Annotated in this window: 21 protein-coding genes; 12 read left to right on the top strand and 9 right to left on the bottom strand. The window is 41.2% G+C overall.

Annotated features, from left to right (window positions below):
* Positions 1–26 precede the first annotated feature (26 nt).
* From M2419_RS24430 to M2419_RS24405, 6 genes are all read right to left on the bottom strand, one after another.
* Positions 27–257: a DUF4266 domain-containing protein gene (locus tag M2419_RS24430; RefSeq protein ID WP_200845710.1), complete on the bottom strand. Its 231-nt coding sequence runs from the start codon at positions 255–257 to the stop codon at positions 27–29.
* Positions 254–1,180 carry an FAD:protein FMN transferase gene (locus M2419_RS24425; protein ID WP_153845580.1) on the bottom strand — a complete coding sequence of 309 codons (927 nt, stop codon included), beginning with the start codon at positions 1,178–1,180 and terminating at the stop codon, positions 254–256. Before M2419_RS24425 ends, M2419_RS24430 begins: the two co-directional genes overlap by 4 nt.
* Positions 1,177–1,626, bottom strand: coding sequence for a thioredoxin family protein (locus M2419_RS24420; protein WP_153845581.1), 450 nt, complete (start codon positions 1,624–1,626; stop codon positions 1,177–1,179). Before M2419_RS24420 ends, M2419_RS24425 begins: the two co-directional genes overlap by 4 nt.
* Positions 1,627–1,636: 10 nt before the next feature.
* A complete protein-coding gene (locus M2419_RS24415; protein ID WP_159732293.1) occupies positions 1,637–2,785 on the bottom strand; it encodes an efflux RND transporter periplasmic adaptor subunit in 1,149 nt (382 codons plus the stop codon).
* A gap of 2 nt (positions 2,786–2,787) precedes the next feature.
* Positions 2,788–7,131, bottom strand: coding sequence for a CusA/CzcA family heavy metal efflux RND transporter (locus M2419_RS24410; protein WP_153845583.1), 4,344 nt, complete (start codon positions 7,129–7,131; stop codon positions 2,788–2,790).
* A gap of 170 nt (positions 7,132–7,301) precedes the next feature.
* A complete protein-coding gene (locus M2419_RS24405; RefSeq protein ID WP_153845584.1) occupies positions 7,302–7,697 on the bottom strand; it encodes a hypothetical protein in 396 nt (131 codons plus the stop codon).
* 794 nt (positions 7,698–8,491) lie between these two features.
* Here M2419_RS24405 and M2419_RS24400 point away from each other — a divergent pair.
* Positions 8,492–9,544, top strand: a complete 1,053-nt coding sequence (locus M2419_RS24400; RefSeq protein WP_153845585.1) for a DUF5694 domain-containing protein — start codon at positions 8,492–8,494, stop codon at positions 9,542–9,544.
* A 333-nt stretch (positions 9,545–9,877) separates the two neighbouring features.
* Here M2419_RS24400 and M2419_RS24395 read toward each other — a convergent pair whose 3' ends face one another.
* Positions 9,878–11,020 (bottom strand): TlpA disulfide reductase family protein, encoded by a 1,143-nt coding sequence (locus M2419_RS24395; RefSeq protein ID WP_153845586.1) that lies wholly within the window; start codon positions 11,018–11,020, stop codon positions 9,878–9,880.
* A 324-nt stretch (positions 11,021–11,344) separates the two neighbouring features.
* Between M2419_RS24395 and M2419_RS24390 the strand changes: the two genes are divergently transcribed.
* The 11 genes from M2419_RS24390 to M2419_RS24345 all read left to right on the top strand — a co-directional run bounded on the left by M2419_RS24390 (position 11,345) and on the right by M2419_RS24345 (position 19,876).
* Positions 11,345–11,902 carry a hypothetical protein gene (locus M2419_RS24390; protein WP_153845587.1) on the top strand — a complete coding sequence of 186 codons (558 nt, stop codon included), beginning with the start codon at positions 11,345–11,347 and terminating at the stop codon, positions 11,900–11,902.
* Positions 11,903–11,952: 50 nt separating this feature from the next.
* Positions 11,953–12,420: a lipocalin-like domain-containing protein gene (locus M2419_RS24385; RefSeq protein ID WP_159732296.1), complete on the top strand. Its 468-nt coding sequence runs from the start codon at positions 11,953–11,955 to the stop codon at positions 12,418–12,420.
* Positions 12,421–12,513: 93 nt separating this feature from the next.
* Positions 12,514–12,783 carry an alcohol dehydrogenase catalytic domain-containing protein gene (locus tag M2419_RS24380; RefSeq protein ID WP_228280347.1) on the top strand — a complete coding sequence of 90 codons (270 nt, stop codon included), beginning with the start codon at positions 12,514–12,516 and terminating at the stop codon, positions 12,781–12,783.
* Complete coding sequence (locus M2419_RS27550; RefSeq protein WP_409049516.1) at positions 12,758–12,853, top strand: hypothetical protein; 96 nt, start codon at positions 12,758–12,760, stop codon at positions 12,851–12,853. The genes M2419_RS24380 and M2419_RS27550 overlap by 26 nt, the downstream gene beginning before the upstream one ends.
* Before the next feature lie 46 nt (positions 12,854–12,899).
* Complete coding sequence (locus tag M2419_RS24375) at positions 12,900–13,373, top strand: Dps family protein (protein WP_259255778.1); 474 nt, start codon at positions 12,900–12,902, stop codon at positions 13,371–13,373.
* A gap of 71 nt (positions 13,374–13,444) precedes the next feature.
* Positions 13,445–14,140 carry a LytTR family DNA-binding domain-containing protein gene (locus tag M2419_RS24370; RefSeq protein WP_153845590.1) on the top strand — a complete coding sequence of 232 codons (696 nt, stop codon included), beginning with the start codon at positions 13,445–13,447 and terminating at the stop codon, positions 14,138–14,140.
* A 76-nt stretch (positions 14,141–14,216) separates the two neighbouring features.
* Positions 14,217–16,409, top strand: coding sequence for an ATP-binding protein (locus M2419_RS24365; RefSeq protein WP_259255776.1), 2,193 nt, complete (start codon positions 14,217–14,219; stop codon positions 16,407–16,409).
* Positions 16,410–16,588: 179 nt separating this feature from the next.
* On the top strand, positions 16,589–17,410 hold the full coding sequence (locus tag M2419_RS24360) for an alpha/beta fold hydrolase (RefSeq protein WP_075992963.1): 822 nt from the start codon (positions 16,589–16,591) through the stop codon (positions 17,408–17,410).
* Between the two features lie 338 nt (positions 17,411–17,748).
* On the top strand, positions 17,749–18,795 hold the full coding sequence (locus M2419_RS24355) for a cupin domain-containing protein (protein ID WP_182331732.1): 1,047 nt from the start codon (positions 17,749–17,751) through the stop codon (positions 18,793–18,795).
* Between the two features lie 96 nt (positions 18,796–18,891).
* On the top strand, positions 18,892–19,347 hold the full coding sequence (locus M2419_RS24350) for a redoxin domain-containing protein (RefSeq protein ID WP_182331734.1): 456 nt from the start codon (positions 18,892–18,894) through the stop codon (positions 19,345–19,347).
* Between the two features lie 7 nt (positions 19,348–19,354).
* On the top strand, positions 19,355–19,876 hold the full coding sequence (locus M2419_RS24345; RefSeq protein ID WP_259255772.1) for a thioredoxin domain-containing protein: 522 nt from the start codon (positions 19,355–19,357) through the stop codon (positions 19,874–19,876).
* Positions 19,877–20,126: 250 nt separating this feature from the next.
* Here M2419_RS24345 and M2419_RS24340 read toward each other — a convergent pair whose 3' ends face one another.
* Together M2419_RS24340 and M2419_RS24335 are read right to left on the bottom strand one after the other, a co-directional pair.
* Complete coding sequence (locus M2419_RS24340; protein ID WP_153845595.1) at positions 20,127–23,186, bottom strand: efflux RND transporter permease subunit; 3,060 nt, start codon at positions 23,184–23,186, stop codon at positions 20,127–20,129.
* A gap of 11 nt (positions 23,187–23,197) precedes the next feature.
* A complete protein-coding gene (locus tag M2419_RS24335; protein ID WP_153845596.1) occupies positions 23,198–24,244 on the bottom strand; it encodes an efflux RND transporter periplasmic adaptor subunit in 1,047 nt (348 codons plus the stop codon).
* Between the last annotated feature and the right edge of the window lies 1 nt (position 24,245).

Genomic DNA, 24,245 nt, shown 5'->3' with positions numbered 1-24,245 from the left:
TAACGTGTTAAAAAACAGGTGTCATTTTAATTGCAACCACAGCCGCCGCCAACCTTTCCGGCGTTTGCGCCAGAAGAACCTTCTCTGTAAGACTGAAAGCTGAGTTCAGTCTTTTCGACATGGCGGTTGCCCAATCTCATTTCAGCATCGTTGAGTTTATTTTTTTCGTATTCCTTTACCGTACTGCAGGATGAGGCTATTACCAATAGTAAGATCATAGCGAGGCTACAGTATATTTTATTGCTTTTGTTTTTCATTTGAAGTTGATTTTATGGGATGAATAAATATGGTTTTCATCATCAATGATGATACATTCAACCTGTTGAATCTGATTGATGAGCTCAATGCCATTTTGGACGCCCATGATGCTGACCGGTGTCGCAAGAGCATCTGCTATCTCAGCATTCGGGCAGATGATCGTAACACTCTTTATTCCACTTATGGGCATTCCTGTTTTTGGGTTGATGGTATGAGAGTACTTTTTACCATCGATCATGACGAATTTTTCATAGTTGCCCGATGTTGCTATAGCAGTATCCGTGATGTTCATATAGGAAAAGGGAAGGACTGCCCGTTCCGGATTGGCAATTCCGATGGTCCATGGTTTTCCATTAGCCTGATTTCCCCAGACGGTAAGGTCGCCAGAGGCATTTACCACACCCGAATCTACGCCCCGCTGCTGCAATAATCTTTTCCCCATTTCGGCCGCATATCCTTTCCCGATACCGCCAAAACCGATACGCATGCCCTGCTTTGTTAAAAATACAGTACCTGCCTCATCATCGAGTACTATATTGTTGTAGTTCACTAAACTCAAATTGCGTTCAACAGTTTCTGCGTCAGGAAGACATAGCATACTGCGATCAAAATTCCAAAGGCCCTTATCAATGCTCCCGTAGGAAATATCAAAATAACCATCGGTCAGGCGGCTAATTCGTAAGCTCCTTTCGATAATTTCGTAGATTTCCCGGTCAACTTTGACAGGACGGATGCCCGCATGACGGTTGATCAGGTTGGTTTGACTGTCTTCATTGAAAGTGGTCAGTAATCGCTCTATCCGTTGTATCTCTGCGATAGCCGCATCGATATGGGCATTGGCTTTCACCTCATTGTCATCAACCACTGTTAGCTCAAAATGATTGCCCATTAGTTTGAGTCCACGTCGATATTCTTTTTTCATGGCCGTGTTATTTGGTTGTAAACTGTTCTGATCTCATCACAAAAATTGGCGGGGTCTTCAGGAGGTAAGCCGGCCCAACTCTTTAAAATTTTCCCATTGGCATCCAGTAACAACGTATAAGGAAATATGCCCGTAGGATTATACTGATCTGCAAGATTCGCATTCTCTTTTTTTTGTTCTACCGGCAGTTGATTTTTTTTGCTTCTTGGAAAGTCGGCATTAAGAAAAACAATGATCTGATCGTTTATGAGCTGTTTGAATTGCTCACTATCAATGATGTTTTTATGCAACTTTATACAGGGAATGCACCAGTCCGAACCGGAAAAATTGAGCAGTATAAGTTTATGTTGCGTTAGCGCCTGCTGCTTTGCGACATTCAGTCGATTCTGCGCATGAATGGTATAACACAAGAGTGTTAATACCAACGTGTTTAATAATGTTTTCATAGCGATTTTTTTAATCTTCCCCGCTGTTTTTTAATTGCATTAATAGGGTATAGGCATTTTTACTAACTATTTTTTTACCTACAAAATCTCGGACATTCAAAACCTTTGCTAGGCCTTTTTGGGGCTCCTCAACGGATATTGCTGTCAGACGATAATTTCTGTTTCCTTCCGAGACGAATACATAACTTTTTCCTTCAAAGTCTACGATACATTCTTCCGGCAGAGCCTGTCCCAAGCTCGTTGTCGTTTGGATTTCAGCATTCATATATACCCCAGGTACCAGATTCGGATCATATTTATCCAAATGGCAATGGACATCTGTCATACCTGTGGGATCGATATCCTTGCCGATCAAATGGATTTTACCCGAGTACTTTTTATTGGGATTAGCATTGGAGTAAGCTAATAGCGTTTGTCCTGGATGCAGCTGTTCAAGGTCCTTTTCATAGACTTTCAGATTTAGATGGATGTCCGTTGGGTTGATCAATTCAAAGAGGATATCCGAAGGATTTACATATTTTCCGATATTGACATTGACTTTACTTACATAGCCATCGATCGTGCTATAGACGGGTGCGCTTTTACGGATATTTCCTGGGGTAACAGTACTAGGTTGAATAAGAATAAGTTCTAATTGTCTGGCAATTGCATTCATTGTTATCTGCTGACTGTTCATTTCGGCCTGTGCTTGCTGCATTACTTTGTCGCTGCTTGCCTGACTCTGGTTGAGTTCTTTTTGACGTCTGTAGTCGAGCTGGGCAAATTGTAGTTTCGACTGGGCGGCAAGATAGTCTTGCTGCAGTTGGATAAACTGTGGATTTTCGACGATGGCAATAATATCACCTTTTGATACTTTCATGCCTGGCAGCAGGCTGGTACTCTTTAGGTATCCCCCCAAAGGAATACTTACAGACACCATATTCTGAGGCGGTACATCAATTTTTCCATTCAGTTTTAATATGCTGGCTATCGGCTGGTCCGAAAGCGTTACCGTCTCTATTTGGGAATTTTGCAGTTGCGCTTCCGTTAAGGAAACAAGAGTTTCGTCTTTTGGCTTTGCTGATGACGGTGAAGCCTCGCCTTTATTGCCCTGGCAAGAGATGCCAGTTGTTGCCAACATAAGAACGATATATTGGACTATCATATTTTTCGTTTTCATTTCTATTGATTTATCATGATGTAATGAAGCTGAATGGCATTTTCATTGAGCTGCCACAATGCATCTGTATAGCTACTTTTCAACGCGATAGCCTGGTTTATTAAAGTGACAAATTCGAGATAGTCAATGGCTCCATTGGAAAATTGCTTCTGCGCTGTTTCAAAAACTATTGCTGCATTTTTGAGTCCCTCGGATTCATATTGATCGACAATAGCAAGACTGGTCTGATAGCGTTGCGCGAATTCTTGGGCCCGTCTTTCAAGCGCAGATTGTGCATTTTGAAGCTCATCACTTGCAATGGTTTCTGCCAGACGTGCAGTTTCGATCCGAGCACGCTGTCCGCTGGAAAATAACGGTATGGAGAGCCCTAACTGCACCGAATGAAATCTTGGACTCGCGTCGTAGATTCTGTTATCAGGCCCCGCGCCTTTAAAACTATTCAGATTGTAGCCTAGCAGCAATTGGGGAAGTAGTCGGGATTTTTCCATTGCAGTTGTGTGCGCTGCGACTATCTTTTCTTGTTGAAGCACTTTGAGTAAAGGGTGATCGGCCATCGATGACTGAACGAAAATAGCCTTTTCCACAATGGTAGGGATGTAGGCTTCTGATGTATTTAGCAACCATTGGAATTGCAGTTGAAGGACATTTATTTCATCAGCTACCTGTCTCAATTGGATTGTGATTGCGGCCTTTTGATTTGCCGCAGTTGAGCTTTCCAACGCATTGCTTTCTCCTGCCTTTTTACGGAGTATGGTCTTGTCAAGGAAGCTGCTATAAAGGGATAATGCCTCGCTCAAAAGTTTTTCCTTTTGCTGCCAATATAGTATGTTATAGTAGGTAAGGCTGACGGCCTTTTTCAGCTCAAACTCTTTGAGGGTGACATTCAGCTGGCTTTTTTTCCATTCTTCGGTATAGCGCATACGTTGCCTTCTGTAGACAGTAGGAAAACCAAAACGTTGACTGATACTAACCTTAGTATCCTGATAAGCGCTATTGATCTGCCCGTAATCTAGGCCGATATCCGTCTGCGGAATATCAGCAGTGGATGTCCCTATTAGAGCCTTGGCATAAGCCACACGCAGTTTTTCAATTTTTATGTTTCGGTTGTTTTGGAGCGCGAGTTCAATGGATTGATCCAAAGTAATCTTTGTCTGTGCTGTCAAATTTTTTGTTGCAAAAACAGCAAGAGCAATCAAAAGAGGCACAATATGCTTTCCTTTTAATTTATGAGGTTTAAATCCGCGCTCCATGGTTACGTAAAGGAGCGGAAGCACAAATAAGGTCAATAGCGTCGCGATAAGCAGACCACCGATGACCACAGTTGCTAAAGGGCGCTGTACTTCAGCCCCAGCTCCATTGCTCAGCGCCATAGGGATAAATCCCAGTGAGGCCACCGATGCGGTCATCAAAACGGGGCGCAACCGATTTTCACCACCATCGACAACAATACGCACAATATTACGAATGCCACTTTTTTGAAGCCGGTTAAATTCAGAAATCAATACGATACCATTGAGCACAGCGACACCAAATAGCGCTATAAATCCAACCCCGGCACTAATACTAAAAGGCATTCCCCGCAGCGCCAATAAGAACACTCCACCGATAATCGATAATGGTATGGCCGTATAGATCAATAAACTTTCCCTAACGGATTTAAATGCAAGGAATAAGAGTATGAAAATTAGCGCTAACGCAATAGGCACTGCAATCAACAGGCGCTGCTTGGCGTTGTTGAGGTTTTCAAAAGAACCGCCATATTTAATGGAGTATCCTGTTGGAAGTTTGATTTCCTTATCAATCCTAGCTTGTAGGTCATGAACGATACTTTCTACATCCCGACCGTTGATATTAAATCCGACGACAATCCGCCGTTGCGCATTTTCCCGTTGGATCTGATTAGGTCCTTGTACAATTTCTACACGGGCCAATTGGGACAGTGGAATTTGGTTTCCCATGGAATTAGGAATCAAAAGGTTACGGATGTCAGCAATATTATTTCGGTCTCTGGCAGCAAGCCGTACAACCATGTCGAAGCGTTTCTCACCCTCGAATACCAAGCCTGTTCGCTGCCCGGCAAAAGCCGCATTGATGGTTCTGTTTATTTCATCAATCGAGAGATGATGCTGTGCAATGCTAGGGCGATTATAAGATATGACAACTTGCGGAAGCCCGGCAATCGGTTCGATGTAGAGATTTTGGGTTCCCTGGACCTGTTCGATTATTTTACCTATTTTTTGAGCATGTAAGGTCAGGGAATCCAGGTTGTCTCCAAATATTTTGAGGACAACGTCTTGACGTGCTCCTGTCATCAGCTCGTTGAACCGCATTTGTACAGGGTACTGAAAACCGGCCGTAATGCCGGGGACATCGGCTAATGCTGCGCTCATTTTTGTAGCAAGTTCAGGAAAGGTATGCGCCGAAGTCCATTGCTTTTTATCTTTTAAAATAACCATCATATCCGAGGCCTCCATCGGCATAGGATCGGTCGGCACCTCGCCACTACCAATTTTGGTGACTACTTTTTCTACCTCCGGAAATCTGCTCTTTAAGATATGGGCAGCTTTCTGTGTGCTTTCAATGGTCGTAGTCAGGTTACTTCCTGGGAGGACACGGGTATCTACTGCAAAATCACCTTCCTCCAGTGAAGGAATAAATTCACCACCTAGCTGGCTGATTATCAATACAGCTCCTATAAAAAGTAAAATAACCAGTGTAAAAATTGTCTTTGGAATCCGCAGTACTTTGAGCAGTGTGTGCAGGTAAAACTTTTCCAGTCTTTTCATCAGCTTATCCGAAGGCGAGGGTTTGTTACTTTTTGAACGAAGTACAAATGAACTCATCATCGGTATATAGGTGAGCGATAGAAGGAATGCACCCAATAGCGCAAAAGCAACAGTTTCTGCCATAGGTTTGAACATTTTGCCCTCGATTCCTTGTAGCGTTAAGATTGGAAGGTAAACGATCAGAATAATGATCTGTCCAAAGACAGCGCTGTTCATCATGCGACCGGCTGATGCAGTTACCAAATCGTCCATTTCAGAAGCAGGTACTTTGAGTAGGGCTTTGAATCGTTGCTGTTGCATAAGCTGATGCATGACGGATTCAACAATAATGACTGCACCATCAATGATTAATCCAAAATCGAGTGCACCAAGACTCATCAGATTACCACTCACCCCAAAAAGGTTCATCATACAGATCGCAAAAAGCATGGCCAGAGGAATGACTGAGGCCACGAGCAATCCGGCCCGTACATTCCCCAAAAAGAGAACTAGTACAAATACCACAATGAGTGCGCCTTCCAAAAGATTTGTCTGCACTGTGCTGATCGCATTATTGACCATTTTGGTACGGTCTAGAAAGGGCTCGATGATGACTCCTTTCGGCAGGGTTTTTCTGATTTCCTCTACCTTGGCCTTGACATCTGTAATCACTTGGCTACTGTTGGCTCCTTTAAGCATCATGACGACGGCTCCAGCCACCTCTCCATTGTCATTGTAGGTCATGGCACCATATCGCGTTGCAAAACCCGGACGTACATCGGCTACATCCCGAATGAAAATCGGTAAGTCATTTTGCTTTCCTGTAATTGCTATATTCTGAATGTCTTCAATCGTGCCAACTAATCCTTCACTTCGGATATAAAGAACTGTTGGACCTTTTTCGATGTAAGCGCCACCCGTATTCTGATTGTTGGTATTGAGGGCATCAAAGACGTCGTTAATGGTAATCCCATAAGCATTTAGCCTGTCGGGGTTTACAGCGATCTCATATTGTTTGAGTTTTCCGCCAAAACTGCTGACCTCAGCCACCCCCTTAACACCCAGCAGCTGCCTTCTGACAATCCAGTCCTGGATCGTACGGAGCTCAGTGACATTATATGTACGCTCGTATCCTTGTTGCGGGCGAACGACATATTGATATATTTCGCCAAGACCTGTAGAAATAGGACCTAATTGCGGAGAACCTATACCTGTCGGGATTTCCTGTTGTACCTGTTGCAGACGCTCAGCTACCTGTTGCCGGGCCCAATAGATATCGATATTGTCATCAAAAACAATGGTTACCAAGGATAGTCCAAATCGCGAAAAGCTACGGATTTCCTGTAATCCAGCGATATTACTGTTAGCCTGTTCGATCGGAAAGGTCACGAGCCTTTCAATATCTGTTGCTCCAAAGGATGGAGCTATTGTAATGACCTGCACTTGATTATTGGTAATATCGGGTACGGCATCAATAGGCAATTTCGTCACCTGATAAGCACCTACACCGATCAAAGCCAACATCAACAGCACGACAATGAGTTTGTTCTTTACAGAGAACTCAATAATTTTCGTAAGCATATCAATTTGATTCTGTTAAATCGTAAGTTTTGACAAAGACACGAGTGACCAATAATATATTGACATTGAAAAATGCTTCCGTATTCCTATACAGAAATTGTAGGTACTTTCTGTCAAGAAAGCTGCTTCACTGCGGACGTCTTTATCCTAAAAATAAAAGGAGGAATGTATTAACAGAATTTTGGCGGCTGCCAGATGGAATTAAGGAAAGTATCGTCTATAAACTGATCGTTCTGTATGGTGGTAGTATTAATTTTCCTTGGTATGGAGCTGTTGTGAATTTCTACTTCTACAGTTGGCGGGCAGACAAAAATAGCATAGTATGAAGCCGTATGCATCATGAACGGGAGTTTCTGATCCTCGTCATAGTCGTCATCATGTGGATGGTTTTCCAGGTGATCTCCATTATAGTGAATCTTTAGAAATTCGATGACAGATAACTGCGGATTTTTTGTTTTATGCTCAAAATAATGCTCTATCAACAACGGAAATCGCAGCAACTGAACAACTTCAGTAGCCGAGGCGATATAGATCGTCAAAAAGCATATAGCAAACCATTTTTTCATCCTAAACAAAGTTATTAAAAAAAATGAGCGTTGTATAGTCAAATATTTTTTTTGGCGGATTTTTTTTTAGGTCTCCATTTCAAAAAACAGTTGATATTCTCTGTTTTTCACGACTCTCGTCTTTTCGTTGATGTTCAATTATCCTGGCGATCATTCCATTTTGTGCTATGTCAGCCCTTTGGCGCAGAAGATGGCGGATTGTCAGGATTAAAGCGTAATTTATCGATCAAATACGTTTAACATGACATTTTTATACCAAGGGCAGGTTACTCAGGGCAACTCGAAGAATTTAAGAAAGACGGACAATTAATTTCAGATCCGAATAAAGTCGTTCCTGCAGAAATGGGAGAACTGGATATAAAGTCTATAAAAGTGTCAGTAGGCCGACTCGTATAAACCGAGAGGAGAAAACAGGTTCTATGTCAGTTTGTGTTCCTTTATGAATTGGATGAAGAGAACAAAAATGTTCCAAAATTATTGGGCTTGGAAAATTGCCTGATATTTTCCCAAAAACTTTTCGTTCAGCATGGAGGAATGGATCAGCAAGCTACTAATGGTCAATACCCCGGATTGGCAAGAAGCTAACCAAAAAACCAATGGCCATGTTTTTTTACACGGCTACTGGTTAGCGGGTAAAAAAGGATTATAGGCCGATGCGGTTAAACTATACGTATTTATTTGTATTTTTAATCCTGTAGATGGTATAAGTGCTTGTAAGCTAATTTGTAAACCGTAATGCCAAGTGTGTAGCTGAATAAGGAAACATCCAATAACGAAACAAGAAGGCACAAAATATGAAGTATATCTTTTATTTATTTTTCTTAATCTCGATCAACGCAAAAGCACAGGATATTGAGGTTTTATTAATCGGTGTTTCCCATGATTATAGTAAATATCCGACCCAGGATTTTTCCAGCATCCATCATAAAATTAGAAAATTTAAGCCCGATGCCTTTTTTGGCGAGTTCCTGAGTAGCGAAGACGAGCGGTTGCTGATGGATTATTGGTGCAAACAACCGAATATAAACCGGCTAAACAAACTTAGGAGCAATCGACCTATAAAAGAGGTATTACTGCAGCATACTATTGACAGCTTGAAGAAACGATCCAATCAGCAACCCAATGATTATCGTGTAAAAGCCGATTTAGCGCATGCCTATTATCTTGATCAGGATGTGGCAAATGGGCATTATCAATTTTGGCAGGTTTATAATTTCCTGCGGCATCAACCTAATGCTGAAATAGAACATTATATCGAAAAATTGCTTAGCCCTGGGGTAGATACCACTGGACGAAGTATGAAAAGGCTAAAAACTTCTGAGTATGCCTATATCGCCTTCCCGATGATGCAGGAGCTAGGCATCGAGGAACTGATGGCTATGGATTGCCAGGACTATGATCTGAATTGGCAAGCATCGTGGGGAGTATTTGACGCGAAATTTGTCTTGTTCAGGAAAGATATGGCCGATTCCTCTAAAAGCCAGTTAAAATCAGCTTTGATTGCTATTAACAAGGGGTTTGAAAAATATGCTCATATCGAAAAGTCTTCAAATAGGGTAACGGAATGGTTGAACACGGATGAGGCCGCGGAGATTTCCGCCTCGGGAGATTTTTACTTGCCTGTTCTATATAATATGAATGGATTTCCCAAAGAAGAAATGTTGTCAAAAATACATTGGTGGATTATGAGAAATGAGGGCATGTGCCATAATGTTGTCAACAGGGCTAAGGTGGTAGGGGCGAAAAGAGTCGTAGTCCTAGCTGGGGCCAATCATAGAAAATACATGCAGGACATTTTCAAGACGATGCCTGCTGTAAAAGTGAGAAACATCAATGAAGTTGACTAGTAGAGAAAAGAGTAGGCTGGTATAGCGAAAAGGAAATCGACGAGAGCAGCACCATTTTAATTTGTATTCTCTTTAATCGGCAAGAACTCTCTTGAGCAGACCCTTCGAGCATCGCGCAGTGGGGTGGCGGAAAAAGAGAATGTCTTATTTTATCAGTTGTAGGGAATAGATCTTAGTACCACAATCGATATTTGTGTTAATGAAAACTTAGAAAAGCATGAAGATATAAAAGCAAATATCATCAATAGACCACAAAAATATAAAAGACCTTCACGTGCACAACTTCAAGAAACCAACTGACCTATAGTTCGTCAGGCAGATACCATAGTATAGTTACAACGTATTTAATATGTCACGAAGTTGATCAATTTTAAAATTGGATCGGACAACCCTGTTTTCCTTTGTATTAACGATGACATAGCGTGGAAATGAATATATACCCAATTCCTTTTGAAGGTTGGAGTAATCTCTGTTCTCAAAAATGTAGTTTTCATAGGTATATTGATGTTTTTCCAAATACTGCTTCCATGTTGTAAATTTGTCATTAACAGCTATGCCTAAAAATTTAAATTTTCCATTATCCTTATACTCATTCACGATGCGCTGTAGCTCAGGGTGCTGAGCTATACAGGGGCCGCACCATGTACCCCAAAAATCAATAACTAGGTATTCAGTACTATTGTAAAGTTCCCTGATATATTTTTTTTCTCCACGCGAGTTTATTATGGTAAAATTGGGGACAGGTACATTTTCTTTTGGTTTATATAATGTAACCATATCCTGATATTTTTTTAAAACCCGTTCACTGTCAAAATATGGAGAGTTTTCTTTCTTCAGCAGCTGAATGAGCTGATAAATCGAATCTTTATGTTGGAAGACAGTACTAGAATTGTAAAAAGATAAGCTAGGGTATTCCAATAGAAATGTGAGATGCTCTTCGCTGAGCTTATTTGCCGAATATTTTGTAAAAATTTTCAGGAATTCGGTCATTCTATTGTTATCACCCCTAATCTGTTCCTCTAAAGCTGGAATATTGGTTAAATCGAGCGTTTTTGCTGTGGCTTCAAATTCAGAAAATTGTTTGTTCAAATCGCTTCCATATACTTTTAATTGATGTGTGTCTATATTTATGCCCATCGTTAGATCATTGGAATCAATAATAAAAGAATAAAAGAAGTTTGGTGGGAAAATCTGGTGTCTACGGAAAAAACTGGAGAAATCCTCTCGGTTTGTGAATACACTGTCTGACAGGGCTAGTTGCGCAAAATTGAAATGACCTTTATCAAGAATCTTGTTTATTACAAACTCGCCAGTTCCACTTTTAACTTCCGTTTTAAAGACATCATTATTAATTAATACGTAACTATATGCTGGTAAGGTGTCTGCATAGACTTTAAATTTTAACCGAATGTTTTGGCCATAATTATTGCTGATTGCCAAAAATGTGAAAATGAGAACGAATAGGAACTTGGTCATAATTTCTTGCTTAAATTGAAGTTAAAGAAAAAATATGAAAAATAGTGATAATAAGTGTTCTTTTTAATGTATCTATCCAGATTCTTCTAAAGAATTTGCAATCGTAAGGAAAGCATTAAGTATACCTTGTTGATTTGTATCCAATTCTTTAAGGTGTTTTTCTTTTGAGGAATAATAGAAATGAAAGAACAACAGATGGCTCAACGATCCAATCGGTGGGTTTATCGACAGTTTCTGCCCATTCGATGGATAGCGAAATCTACGGGCGATTAAAATACATAGATTTACATCAGTGAAACAAAACAAACCTTTAAATTAAATATTATGGAAATTATACAAACACCCGAAAACACGTTGAGTCATTCAACAGTAACTGCAATCATCAATGCACCAATTGAAAAAGTAAATATTGCAGACTGGTTATTGAACCTCCCAGACGCAGAATACCAGAGATGCTCTACTCAGCATATTGGTGCTGCAATCTCGACGACATTTGACGGAGAACCAGTGTCACTTAATGTAGAAACCATCGGAGATGCATTAATGGTACAGCATTATGTAGCAGTTGTGCACGAGCCTGACTACTGCCGTATGCTTTCCATTTCGGATTCAATTACCAAAGGTGGCCGTACAAAAGTTCAGGTGCTTTGGGAGCTTAAGGCGACCAAAATTGGCGACACTACCTGTCTATACACCAATGAGATCCATGCGACTGCAACTACCGAGATGCTGGCCTATATCAAAGAAAATGGGATCAATCTTTCTGACGCCGCAGCAGCAAGACAGGCAGCTTCAGATGCGCACAACCACGAGGAGACACCAAACTTTGCTAAAAGTATCGAAAATAAGGCGCTTACAGGAAAGTACAATCAACCATTCTAGTTAAAAAAATGGGTGAATTACAGGAGACCCGCTCCAAAAATTCTTTAAAAATGGAAGAGACATTATTTAATCGATTGATTGGTACATGGACATTGGTGGAACTGACAGAAGTCGCGCTTGAAAGTGGAGATATTTCCTATCCCATGGGCAAATCACCCAAAAGCTTGATCATATATAATCCTGACGGCTATATGTCAGCGCAGATTATGAATCCCGAACGGGAGAACTTTAATCAGGAACATTGGAAAGGAGCTAATGCAGAAGAGTACATACAGGAAGTATCTACCTATTTGGCTTATTCAGGCCCGTTTTATGCGGATGAAGAAAAACAGATATTGAGCCATACGATGTTTATTTCGCTTTTTCCAAACTGGACCGGTCAAACGCAGAATAGGGTCATACATTTTGAAAATGAATATCTGATTTTGGAAAGTGGCAAACCTTTTTTTGCAGAGGGGAAGGAAGTTGTGCACAAACTTAAATGGAAAAGAGCAGAAAATTTAAAAACAAAAAGTTGAAACATATGAAAGCTGTCGTTATAACAAACTACGGTGGTCCTGAGGTGCTATAGTTGAAAGAATTTGAAACGCCAATACCCATAGCAGACAGTCCTGATTGAAGTAAAAGCAGCGGGTCTCAATAGATCTGATATTTTTCAACGGGAGGGCAATTATCCTGCTCCCGCGGGTGTACCGGCAGACATACTTGGTCTGGAGATAGCCGGTATAATCGTAGCATGTGGTCCGCAGGTCACAAACTTTAAAGTGGGGGATAGGGTGTGTGCATTGCTCGCTGGTGGTGGATATGCCGAATTTGCATGTCTGGCCACTTCTAGAATCAAAAAAGCTCCGACCTGTGATCTTTCAGACATTTCCCTTTAGTGAAGTATCCCGGGTACATAAGCTGTTAGAAGAAGGGACGCACACAGGTAAAATTATTCTTGTTCGATAGCGCAGGTCATTTACATTAAAAAAATAACACTAAAAACATACATATTATGAAAGCAAACATTGGAATAAACGAAGCAAGCACAGATGCTGTTGCTGCACAATTGGCAAAATTATTGGCCGATGAAACTGTCCTTTATATCAAGACCCGAAATGCGCACTGGAACGTTACGGGAGACAATTTTCACGCAAACCACATCTTCTTTGAGGGGCAGTACAAGCAGTTGGACGAACTTATTGATAGCGTTGCTGAACGCCTGCGTAAAATCGGGCATTATGCACCGGCAACCATGAAGAGCTACCTGGAACTGACACACCTTACCGAGTATAGTGACAGGACAAATGATGGTCTTGGTTACATGAAAGACCTGCTGGCAGACCACGAAAGTATCATTGAATTTTTACGCGGAAATATTACACCTTTTGCCGAGGTATATAAAGATTATGGAACCAGCGACTTCATTACGGGACTGATGGAAAGCCACGAGGAGATGGCATGGATGATCCGTTCCTATTTTAGATAGGAGCTATTGGTGAGCGATAAAAAAAGAAAGTAATAAGTATATTTGTCATATTAACATATATACTTATTACTATGAAAGCTCTGATTGTTGACGATAATGATATTGCAAGAACGACCTTGGCCCATTTGGCAAAGCAGGTTCCGGACCTTACCATCGTGCAGGAATTTTCAAACGCTATGGAGGCTTACTATTTTATTCAGAAAAACGAGGTTGACCTGCTCTTTCTGGATATTGAAATGCCTGAAATGACAGGTATTGAGCTTACCAAAAGTTTATCTGGTAAAGATACAATCATCATTTTCACTTCCTCCAAAAAGGAATATGCGATCGAGGCTTTTGAGCTTAATATCGCGGATTATATTTTAAAGCCCATTTCTCCTGTCCGGTTTTTACAGGCTGTGGAGAAAGTCCAGGCAATCCTGGATAGCAGAAAAGACCATGTGCATATCAGCAATGATGAATTTTTGTTTGTCAGAGATGCTAACGTGACAAGGCGCCTGAAGCTTGAAGATATCTTTTACGCTGAGGCAATGGGAGATTATGTAAAATTTTATACAAAAGAAAAGATGTTTGCCATTCATGGCAAGATGAAAACTGCGGAAGAGCGTTTACCCAAGAATGATTTTATCAGGGTGCATCGGTCTTTTATTGTATCTATCAGTAAAATAGATACTTTACAGGACGGTGGTATTGTGATAAACGGTACATTCATTCCGGTAGCAGATGCGTACCGTAAGGCTTTAAATACAAGAATGAATGTATTTTAAATCACCTACTGTTTTTCTTCTTAAGCTATTACTTAACCAATCCTCTTAACTTTTGTTTATGACAAGTAATTCTATAATGAACAGTAAACGGTTTAGCTACTTTATAATTCTGACATTTATAGCGGGAACAATACTGCTGATTGCCGTTCAGGTCAATTCGGCCAGAAATACAGAAGCACTTATCCATAACAATAACACACTGCTGAACGAGCTGCGTGCGAGCAATCATCTGCGGGAAATCGACCGCGATATCCTTGGTGTGGAAAGTAGGATCAGAGCATCAATAGCCACCAACGATACGACCCATCTGGAAGGGATCGATAAAAAGATAAATCAGATCGAGAACTTTCTGGATTCCTTGTCCAAAGATAATTCCGATCCTGTGGAAGAAAAGCTTATACAACGGCTGGGCGTCCTTGCAATGGACAAAAAAATAGTCCGTGATCAGCTTTTGGCACGGTATCTTTCTCTTGGAAACATGGATGATCAAACCTCAATTGCCAATCCAAGAGCCCGAATCATTTCAAACGAAATTACGGGAATAACAGCGAAGATCTATAAAAGTAGGCAGCTGCACATGAGTGAGCTCAGCTTGCAGAGTGAGGAAATGGGCAGAAAAGCAAGGCTATACGATATTTCCCTATTGGTTTTATTGATTTTGAGCGGTTCGGTAGTCGGTTTCCATATCCTACGCCAGTTCCGCCGGCAACGTGTGCTGATCGAGGAACTGGACGCTGCGGAAAAGAAAGCTTCCATTGCAGCGCAGACCAAGGAGAACTTCCTTGCCAATATGAGCCACGAAATTAGAACCCCGCTCAGTGGAATTCTCGGATTTACAAACCTGCTGCAAAAAAGAAGTCTGGACGCGACCTCTTCTGAGTTTGTATCATCCATTCAACAATCAGGAGAGAATTTGATGACGATCATCAACGATATTTTGGACCTTTCCAAAATCGAGGCTGGTATGATGCGCATCACTGTCGGTACATTCAGTATCAGTGGGTTGTTAAATTCTGTAGAAACCTTCTTCACTGAAAGGGCAAAAGAAAAAGGGCTTTCGATTTCAAGTAAGGTCGATGTCTCCATTCCCGATACACTGACAGGGGATGCAACCAGGTTAACCCAGATTTTGGTAAACTTGATTGGAAATGCCATTAAATTTACCAAACAGGGCAGTATACATATCGAAATTTACCAAAAGAGCAGGAGCGAAAAGGAAGTTGTGGTTGGATTTATCATCACAGATACGGGAATTGGAATTGACAAGGAAAAACTCAATGAAGTGTTTGAACGCTTTAATCAAGGCGAAGATTCCATTACCCGCAATTATGGCGGAACAGGACTCGGCTTGTCTATCGTAAAAAACCTCGTACTGCTCCAGCATGGCGACATTGAAGTACAGAGCGAGCAGGGAAGCGGCACAACGTTCAAGTTTTTTATTCCTTACGGTATAGCGCAAGAGCAAATAGTAATAGCATCCGTGGCTCATACTGCTTATTTTAAAGATCAATCCAATGTACCGATTCATATTTTGGTGGTTGATGATAATATGATGAACCAGAGCCTGATGAAGCATTTGCTCGGACAATGGAATGTAGATTTTGACATTGTTTCCAATGGACAGGAGGCCGTTGAGTATCTAAAAAATAATCACGCCGACCTTGTGTTGATGGATTTACAGATGCCACAGATGGATGGTTATGCTGCAACGCAGCACATCAGGGAAGTGTTGCAATTGGATATTCCGATCATTGCCATGACTGCGCATGCTTTGGCAGGTGAACGAGAAAAATGCCTCAGCAGAGGAATGAACGAATATATTTCCAAACCCATCAATGAAGAAGAGCTCTTTAAGCTTATTTCACATTTTGGCATCAGATTCCAGCCTACAGTGCAGTTTGAAGAAATTGCGGATAAGGGGAAGTTTACTTATTTGGACCTTGCTTACATGCATTCGGTAAGTAGGGGGGACAGCGCTTTCGAGCGGACAGTCACCCGCCAGTTTATCGACAAAGTTCCAGGCCAGCTTCAGGAGCTAAAGGCCGCTTACGCAAGTCAGGACTTCTCCAGATTTAAATTAAGAGCACATGATTTTAAAACTAGCGTCGCCATTATGGGATTGCTTCCTATTCTTGATGATAAACTGGGAATACTTGAACTTACAACCGAACAGAACACCTTATCGGAAGGTGTTTTGACCGAAGTCGTGCATATCCTTACCGCAGCCGTCGAAGAAGCTCAACGTTTATTAGCAAGCTATACGGACTAAGTTCTACATTAACAATAAGTAATTGAAAGATCATCAGCTCATGCTTGATGATCTTTTTTGTTGTCTATTTAACGACTCATTTTGCCCATTCGTCGAATGATTTTTGAAATTGGCTAATTGTTCGTGTAGTTTTATGGTAGCAAAAAGAAAATACATATTAACAGTTAAACCAAATAGCTATGAGCACTTTAAAACTAAAAGACGGAACAGAAATTTTTTACAAAGATCAAGGACAGGGTCCAGTATTGATGTTTCACCACGGCTGGCCATTATCTTCCGATGACTGGGATGCACAGGTGATTTTCTTCCTACAGAGAGGGTATCGCGTAGTCACTCATGATCGGAGGGGCCATGGCAGATCGAGTCAGGATATTTATGGACACACCATTGAGCAGTACGCTGCTGATGCTGCCGAACTTGTTGAATTCCTTGATCTCAAAGATGTCATTCATATCGGTCACTCAACAGGCGGAGGTGAGGTCATTCGTTACGTGAACAAATATGCTAATGGAAGAGCAAAGAAAGCTGTACTTATCAGTGCTGTTCCTCCGATCATGGTACAAAATGAAAGTAACCCTGATGGTGTGCCAATGGAGGTATTCGATAATATCAGGGATCAGACTTTGAACAATAGACAACAATTTTATATCGATCTAACACTTCCTTTTTACGGTTATAACAGAGCGGGAGCGGATATTAAAGAAGGAATTCGGAGAAACTGGTGGAGACAGGGTATGATGGGGGGAATTGTTGCCCATTATGAGGGTATCAAAGCTTTTTCTGAAACAGATTTCACAGAAGATTTGAAAGCAGTTGATATTCCTGTCCTGGTGCTGCACGGTGAGGATGATCAGATTGTTCCTTATGAAAATGCCGGCGTTAAATCTGCTAAACTCTTAAAGAATGGAACCTTGATTACTTACCCGGGCTTTCCGCACGGTATGCCTACAACAGAGGCTGCGACGATCAATAAGGATATTTTAGCCTTTATTGAATCTTAAAACTTCCTTACCAAAAAATATAAAAAGTGAGCTGCATAGCTCACTTTTTTTGTTAAGGAGTAATTAAGAATGGTACCTCAATTTTATAAGCCTTTCAACTAAACAAAGTTTTCTTGCGCTAATGAACGAGTACCATGCTATCTCAATAGATCAACTTTTTAAAAAATAAGTCTAAAAGCTACTCCAATCCATAATAATGTGAATGACGAATGTTTTGTTACATGACTCGTTCAACGATCATATTTGCCTGTTCACCGAAAGCCAGTATCACTCGCGTCCTTTCTTCGGTAAATTTACTTTAGTAACAAACAGGAATATCAATCGTTAAAAACAATATTATGAAAACGACATCATTAAGCTTCAAGTACGAATTAGAAAAAAAAGAACCACGCACAAATGATGGTGGTACCACCAGAGGTGCTTCTGTAACCGACTTCCCGGCTTCGATCGGAATTGCGGGTGTATCGATGCGATTACAGCCGGGCAGTATGCGAGAGCTCCATTGGCATGCAAATGCTGCTGAATGGGCCTACGTCATTTCAGGAACCGTTCGTACGACCATTATTCATCCGGACGGTCATAGCTATACCGACAATTTTGAACCGGGTGATGTATGGTATTTTCCGAAAGGCTATGGACATTCGATCCAGGCAACAGGAACTGAAGAGTGTCACTTCATCCTGATATTTGACAACGGTAATTTTTCCGAAGACCACACGTTTAGCGTAACTGACTTCGTTGCCAGTATGCCTCCAGAAATTGTCGCACAGAATTTAGGGTTGACATTGGAAGAAGTTGCTGCGCTGCCGAAAAAAGAAGCCTATTTCGCCGCAGGTATTGTCCCGGATGAATTGTCGTTTAATGCTGCTGCAAGACCAGAAGAATCTGACATAGAACTTACCAATTTACATCGTTATCCGCTTCACGCCCAGCAGCCTAGAATCATTCCCGGGGGTGGTCTTCAGCGATTGGTTACAAGTAAGGAATTTCCGATCAGTACGACCATCGCCGGTTCTATTCTTGAATTGCAGCCTGGGGCACTTCGGGAAATGCACTGGCATCCGAATGCCGACGAGTGGCAGTATTATATTTCGGGCCAGGGGGAGATGTCTGTTTTTCTTGCCGAGGGTACTGTAGTCACCGAAAAGTTCAATGCAGGTGACGTAGGCTATGTACCCATGGGAGCTGGACACTACATTAAAAATACAGGTGATACGGTATGCCGTGTTCTTATCGGATTTAACAACGGGAAATATGAGTCTATTGATCTGAGCGAATGGCTTTCAGGCAATCCTAAAGATGTCGTGGTGACAAACTTTGGCTTAGCAGATGGTGAAATTGAAAAATTTCCATCTAAGAAGATTTTTATTCAACCTGAAAAATAAAACTTATGCTGCCTGAAAAGAAAGTTTTTCTACGAGCGTTCTTTCTACTTGCATCTGCATCCATATTGCCTATATCAATTATTAAACAATAAAATTATGTTAGAACAAAATACTGTTGCACCAAATTTTACATTATTTGCAACACCAGACCAGAAAGTTACATTATCCGAATTTAAGGGCCGTAACGTGATTTTAGCATTCTATCCTGCCGATTGGAGTCCAGTCTGCAGTGATCAGATGGCACTGTATAATGAAATGCTCAAGTACTTTAAAAAGTATGACGCAGAACTGTTCGGAATTTCCGTGGACAGCAAATGGTGCCATCTGGCTTTTTCGCAGTCGCGTAACCTACACTTTCCGCTACTTGCAGACTTTGAGCCAAAGGGTGAGGTAGCAAAAAAATACGATGTCTATAATGAGCATGAAGGTCAGTGCAACCGCGCTCTTTTTGTAATCGATAAAGAAGGTATCATCCAATGGTGCTACAAATCACCAACGGCGGTAAATCCCGGTGCAGATGGAATATTGGAAGCTCTTAAAATCTTAAAATAAAATAGTTATGTCATTAAAAATACCTGTCAGTATAACTGACCACGCCCAAGGCAATCTAGATGCCGATTTAGTTATCGTAGAGTATGGTGACTATCAATGTCCTTACTGTGGAGCCGCTTATCCGGTGCTAAAGAAGCTCTTGAAAAAATTTAGCGGAGAGGTGAAATTTGTATTTAGAAACTTCCCGCTTTCAGAAATGCATGAATATGCGCTTCCGGCCGCGATCGCTGCAGAAGCTGCTTCTTTGCAGGATAAGTTTTGGGAGATGCACGATGCCATTTACGAAAATCAGCGGAAGCTTGACGACCAGTATCTTTTTAAAATAGCAGAAAAAATAGGATTAGATATGGAAAAGTTTAAGTCCGATATACAAAAAGAGGAGCTGGTGAATAAAATTGATGCCGATTTTCAGGGCGGAGTGATTAGTGGGGTCAATGGGACACCATCGTTTTATGTGAATGGCAAAAAATTTAATGGCGCGGCTGAGGACCTTTTTGAGCTTTTTACTAGGTCAACAGGGGAAATCTAAGTAAAAGGACTCTTGAAATTCCTGAGCAATGAATAAAAGCATTCTGGATGCTATCATCGCAGATACCATAAGATGATTCCAGAAGTTCATTCCATCTGAGATTACAGTAAACAATACGCTAAAAATAATGATCCGCAATTATGGGCCATAAGTTTGTTCTATATTATTTTAATCTGTTTAGATCCATTAAACGGCTACCTATTGGTAGCCGTTTAATGGATCTATAATCCTTAGATCGACTCGATCAATGTTAATCCTTTTCCTCCATTTCCAACTGTGGAGGAATTAATTTATACATCACTGGTGTAACAATTCTTGAAAGAATAGTTGAGCTGATCAGTCCTCCAATCAGCACTATTGCTAGCGGAGCGATAAGCGGGTTAGGATTCAGCGCAATAGGAAGCAATCCACAGATTGCGGTTATCGAAGTCAGAACAACCGGTAGAAAACGTGTTTCGCCAGCCAAATTCACCGCGTCATCAATACTATGTCCTTCTAAACGAAGCTGGTTTGTAAAGTCCACCAACAAAAGTGAATTTTTTACCTGAATTCCTGAAAGTCCTATAAAACCGATAATGGATACCAAAGACATGGGATTACCTGTCAACAACAAGAAAACGACACCTCCAAGTATCCCGAGCGGTATAATCGATAACACGATAATAATTCCTTTGAATGTCTTGAATTGCAGTAGGAGTACACCAACAAATAGGAAACCGCTGAGCAAGATCACTGAAAGAAAATTTCCACCCAATGCATCACCTTCTGATTCTGCTTCACCTGACAATTTGTAATAATAGCCCGGAGGTAATTTCATTTTATCGAGCTGGGGAACAATATCCTTTAGAATGTCATTGGCATATACGCCGTCTTTGGTAAGCGAAGTGACTTTGGCAAATCTCGATTTGTTAAAATGATTTATGGCGGTCGGAGAGGTCTCGAAACCAATAGTGGCAATCTGGTCAATTTGGACCGGTGTTCCCTGGAGATTGTTTACATAAAGTCCCTTTAGGGCACCAAGGTTAGCGAACTTTTCACGCGGAAGTGTGATTACTACATTACGTGAATCACCTCTGTTATCAATGTAATCACCCACATTAAGTCCTGCAACCGCCATGCGGATCACCTTGTCAACATCACTGGTCAGCACGCCCAAGGTCCTTGCCTTTTCTTTGCTAACGGTTACTTTTACATCGGATTTGTAGGCATTGAGCTCATTGTTTACAAAGAATGTTCCCGGATGTTTCCGTAAAATTTCTTCGGCTTTAAAAGAGAGCGCTCTTAGGATATTCTGATTTTCCCCGAATATACGCACAACAATGTTTGCTTCAATAGGAGTTCCCTGTTCAAAATCCTTCACCTCAATTCTGGCGAGCGGAAAATCAGCAAACTTTTTGCGTAATGATTTTATCAGCTCCTGTTTGGACTTTGGGTTGGCTTCTTCTTCCATCTGAACGAATATCTGCGCGAAATCCGGTTTGATATCCTGCTGATGTACATTGTAATAGATCTGCGGATTACCTTTCCCTACATTGGAAGTGAAATATACAATTTCTTTATGCTGCTTTAATTCTTTTTCAACAAGTTTCGTCACTCGGTCGCTTTCAGGAATATCGGCCTGTAAAGGTAATTTGATGTTGATCAGGAACATCGGTTTTTCAGATGTCGGAAAAAGTTTGAACCCTGCCAATGGAAATAGCAGAAAGGCAACTACACTCAAAATTAGTGAGATTCCTACGGTGACCTTGGGCCAGGATAGTGCTAAAGGCATCATCCTGCGATAAGAGAAACTTAAAAACTGCTGCAATTTTTGAAGGAAAAAGTTTCCAGCACCATGTGTATGCGTTTTTAGCATCCTACTACCCAAAAACGGGACTAAGGTAAGCGCTACGAGCATTGAGGCAAGCACACTTGTAATGACCGCAATTGGTAAGCTACGGATAAACTCACCAGCAATATCGGGAAGGAAAGCAAGGGGAAGAAAGGCGATGACCAGCGTAGCCGTACAGCCAACTACAGCAATGCCAATCTGCTTGGTTCCTTTTAAGATAGCATCTGTTTTTGAATGACCTTCCCTGAGCCATCGTTCAATATTCTCTACTACAACGATACTGTCATCAACCAATAATCCCAAAGCCACAACAAGTCCTACGATACTCAGCTGGTTAAGCGAGTAGCCCATCAGATTCATCGCGATCAAGCCCAGTGCAAGTGATAATGGAATGGAAATCATAACGATCAATGAGGCACGGAACCCAAGTGGGAGCAGGGTGATAACAACCAATAGGATCGCAAGACCAAAATCAAAACCCAAATGTCCCAATCGTTTGGATACCATGTCCGCCTGATCAAAATTTTTGACCATTTTGATGTTTTCCGGAAGGTCTTTGTTGAACGCGTCCAATACAGGCGTGTATTCTTCTTTTACCTTGCTGATATTGACATTGTCCTTCATTGCTGCTGTCACTAGGATACAGCGATGTCCATTGAGTCGGGTAATGTGATTTACTATTCCGTCTTTATAACTGACCTCAGCCACATCCCGTAGGTAAACAATTTTGCCATTGGCGTTGTATATAACCGTGCTGGCAACATCATCCACATTTTTGAACTTACCGCTTGTCTTTACATTGAACACTTTACTGTCGAGGTTGATGCTTCCACCCGGAATATCAGCCGCTTCACTCTGGAGACTTCCTATTACCATACCCAGTGGTATTTTTAGCTGTGCCAGCTTATCCAGCTGAATGTCAATCCGGATTTCCTGTTCAGGAATTCCGGCATATTTGACTTCCTTAAGGTCGGTTATCTTTTCCAGACGGGTTTTGAGTATATCCGCCTGATCGCGCAGCAATTTGGCAGATGCTATATTGGAAACCAAGGCTACCTGGATAATTTTGACATCGGAAGAAGCGACTTTTTCGGTCTTGAGGAGATGGATATCCTTGGGAAGTTCACTATTTTTAAGTGCATTGATCTCCGTGGAAATTTCCTGATATTTATTGTCAACATCAACACCATACTTAAATTTTGGCTGGATTACAGCGACTCCATCTTCAACCGAAGTCAGGATTTTTTCAATGTTATCGAGTCCGTATATCTTATTTTCAATGGGTTTTACAACCTGTTCTTCCATATCTTTGGGACTGGTACCCGGATATATCGCAGTAATGATGTATTGTGGCGAATGTGTTGTCGGATCTTCCGATCGCGGCATAGTGAACAGTGTCAACAGCCCAACAACTGCGAAAAGAACGAATATGATCAGCGTAAACTGATAATTCTTTACAGCGAAATTTGTTATTTTCATCGGATGTAGGATTACTTGATTATTTTAATGATGGACTGTTCGTTCAGATAGGCACTGTTTGAAACGACAATATTATTGGCTCCCTCAAGCTGTCCTGTTAGATAAACTTTATCATTGTCAAACTTTTCAATATTGACCGGTATTTTTTTAACTTTGTTGTTGCTGATAGCCGTAAATACAAAGGCTTTTTTTCCATCGGCTTCGACAAGTGAACTGTAAGGGATAACAATGGATGTTTGCTGTTGGTCTGTGGCAATTTCTGCCTTACCGAACATACCAACAGCTGGGATTACACCCTTTAGATTTAATTTTAGTTCAACCTGAAAAGAACCGATTTGTTGGTCAGCAGACTGTAGCTTTCTTAAAACACTTGCTTGAAAAACTCGATCAGGATAACCATCCAGTTTAACTTTTGCAAGCTGTCCTATTTTTACTTCTGCCCATTCAAGGTCCGTTACGCCAACTTTTAATATATAGCTTGTATTTTGTTTAACCGAATTGGTTAAAAGCACTGGCATACCACCACCAACAACTTCACCTTCACTGGCAATCTTTTTAGCTACAAAACCATCTGAAGAAGCATAGATCTTTGCGTACCGTTCATTAAACGCAACGGCTTCCTTAGATTTCTTTGCTATATCAAGAGCTGTTTTTGTGTTTTGTAATTGCTCAAGGGTGAAGACGCTATCCTTGTACAGACTGGCCGCTCGGGCATAATCGCGTTGAGCCTTTTCTACGCCCAATACGGATTGGGCAACGCCGGCTGCGATCTCCGTTGTATTAAGGGTCGCTAAAAGTTGTCCCTTTCTGAAAAATTGTCCTTCATTCATTAGAATACTGCTGATAACTCCGCCTATCTTGAATGAATAATTGGTCTCATCTTCTGTACTCACTAAGCCAGTCACCTGTATGGTACCGGAAGTATTCAATGATGAGATAGGGGATATTTTGACTGATATAATATCGGGTTCACTAAGTGAACTTTTACGTTTTGGTTCCTCATTGCAGGATAGAATAAATAGGCCCGAAATAAGAAGTATGAATTGAAATTTTTTCATT

The organism is Sphingobacterium sp. BIGb0116, assembly GCF_024808035.1.
GTDB classification, from domain to species: Bacteria; Bacteroidota; Bacteroidia; order Sphingobacteriales; family Sphingobacteriaceae; genus Sphingobacterium; species Sphingobacterium paramultivorum.
Note: the sequence above shows the minus strand (reverse complement) of the source record. Positions and strands in the feature narration are given on the sequence as shown.

Coding starts and splice junctions, on each gene's coding strand:
- M2419_RS24405 (WP_153845584.1), bottom strand. CDS start 7,697: ATGAAAAAATGGTTTGCTATATGCTTTTTGACGATCTATATCGCCTCG.
- M2419_RS24425 (WP_153845580.1), bottom strand. CDS start 1,180: ATGAAAAAAGAATATCGACGTGGACTCAAACTAATGGGCAATCATTTT.
- M2419_RS24350 (WP_182331734.1), top strand. CDS start 18,892: ATGTTAGAACAAAATACTGTTGCACCAAATTTTACATTATTTGCAACA.
- M2419_RS24385 (WP_159732296.1), top strand. CDS start 11,953: ATGGAAGAGACATTATTTAATCGATTGATTGGTACATGGACATTGGTG.
- M2419_RS24375 (WP_259255778.1), top strand. CDS start 12,900: ATGAAAGCAAACATTGGAATAAACGAAGCAAGCACAGATGCTGTTGCT.
- M2419_RS24390 (WP_153845587.1), top strand. CDS start 11,345: ATGGAAATTATACAAACACCCGAAAACACGTTGAGTCATTCAACAGTA.
- M2419_RS24400 (WP_153845585.1), top strand. CDS start 8,492: ATGAAGTATATCTTTTATTTATTTTTCTTAATCTCGATCAACGCAAAA.
- M2419_RS24365 (WP_259255776.1), top strand. CDS start 14,217: ATGAACAGTAAACGGTTTAGCTACTTTATAATTCTGACATTTATAGCG.
- M2419_RS24430 (WP_200845710.1), bottom strand. CDS start 257: ATGAAAAACAAAAGCAATAAAATATACTGTAGCCTCGCTATGATCTTA.
- M2419_RS24335 (WP_153845596.1), bottom strand. CDS start 24,244: ATGAAAAAATTTCAATTCATACTTCTTATTTCGGGCCTATTTATTCTA.
- M2419_RS24410 (WP_153845583.1), bottom strand. CDS start 7,131: ATGCTTACGAAAATTATTGAGTTCTCTGTAAAGAACAAACTCATTGTC.
- M2419_RS24370 (WP_153845590.1), top strand. CDS start 13,445: ATGAAAGCTCTGATTGTTGACGATAATGATATTGCAAGAACGACCTTG.
- M2419_RS24415 (WP_159732293.1), bottom strand. CDS start 2,785: ATGAAAACGAAAAATATGATAGTCCAATATATCGTTCTTATGTTGGCA.
- M2419_RS24360 (WP_075992963.1), top strand. CDS start 16,589: ATGAGCACTTTAAAACTAAAAGACGGAACAGAAATTTTTTACAAAGAT.
- M2419_RS24420 (WP_153845581.1), bottom strand. CDS start 1,626: ATGAAAACATTATTAAACACGTTGGTATTAACACTCTTGTGTTATACC.
- M2419_RS24345 (WP_259255772.1), top strand. CDS start 19,355: ATGTCATTAAAAATACCTGTCAGTATAACTGACCACGCCCAAGGCAAT.
- M2419_RS24340 (WP_153845595.1), bottom strand. CDS start 23,186: ATGAAAATAACAAATTTCGCTGTAAAGAATTATCAGTTTACGCTGATC.
- M2419_RS24355 (WP_182331732.1), top strand. CDS start 17,749: ATGAAAACGACATCATTAAGCTTCAAGTACGAATTAGAAAAAAAAGAA.
- M2419_RS24395 (WP_153845586.1), bottom strand. CDS start 11,020: ATGACCAAGTTCCTATTCGTTCTCATTTTCACATTTTTGGCAATCAGC.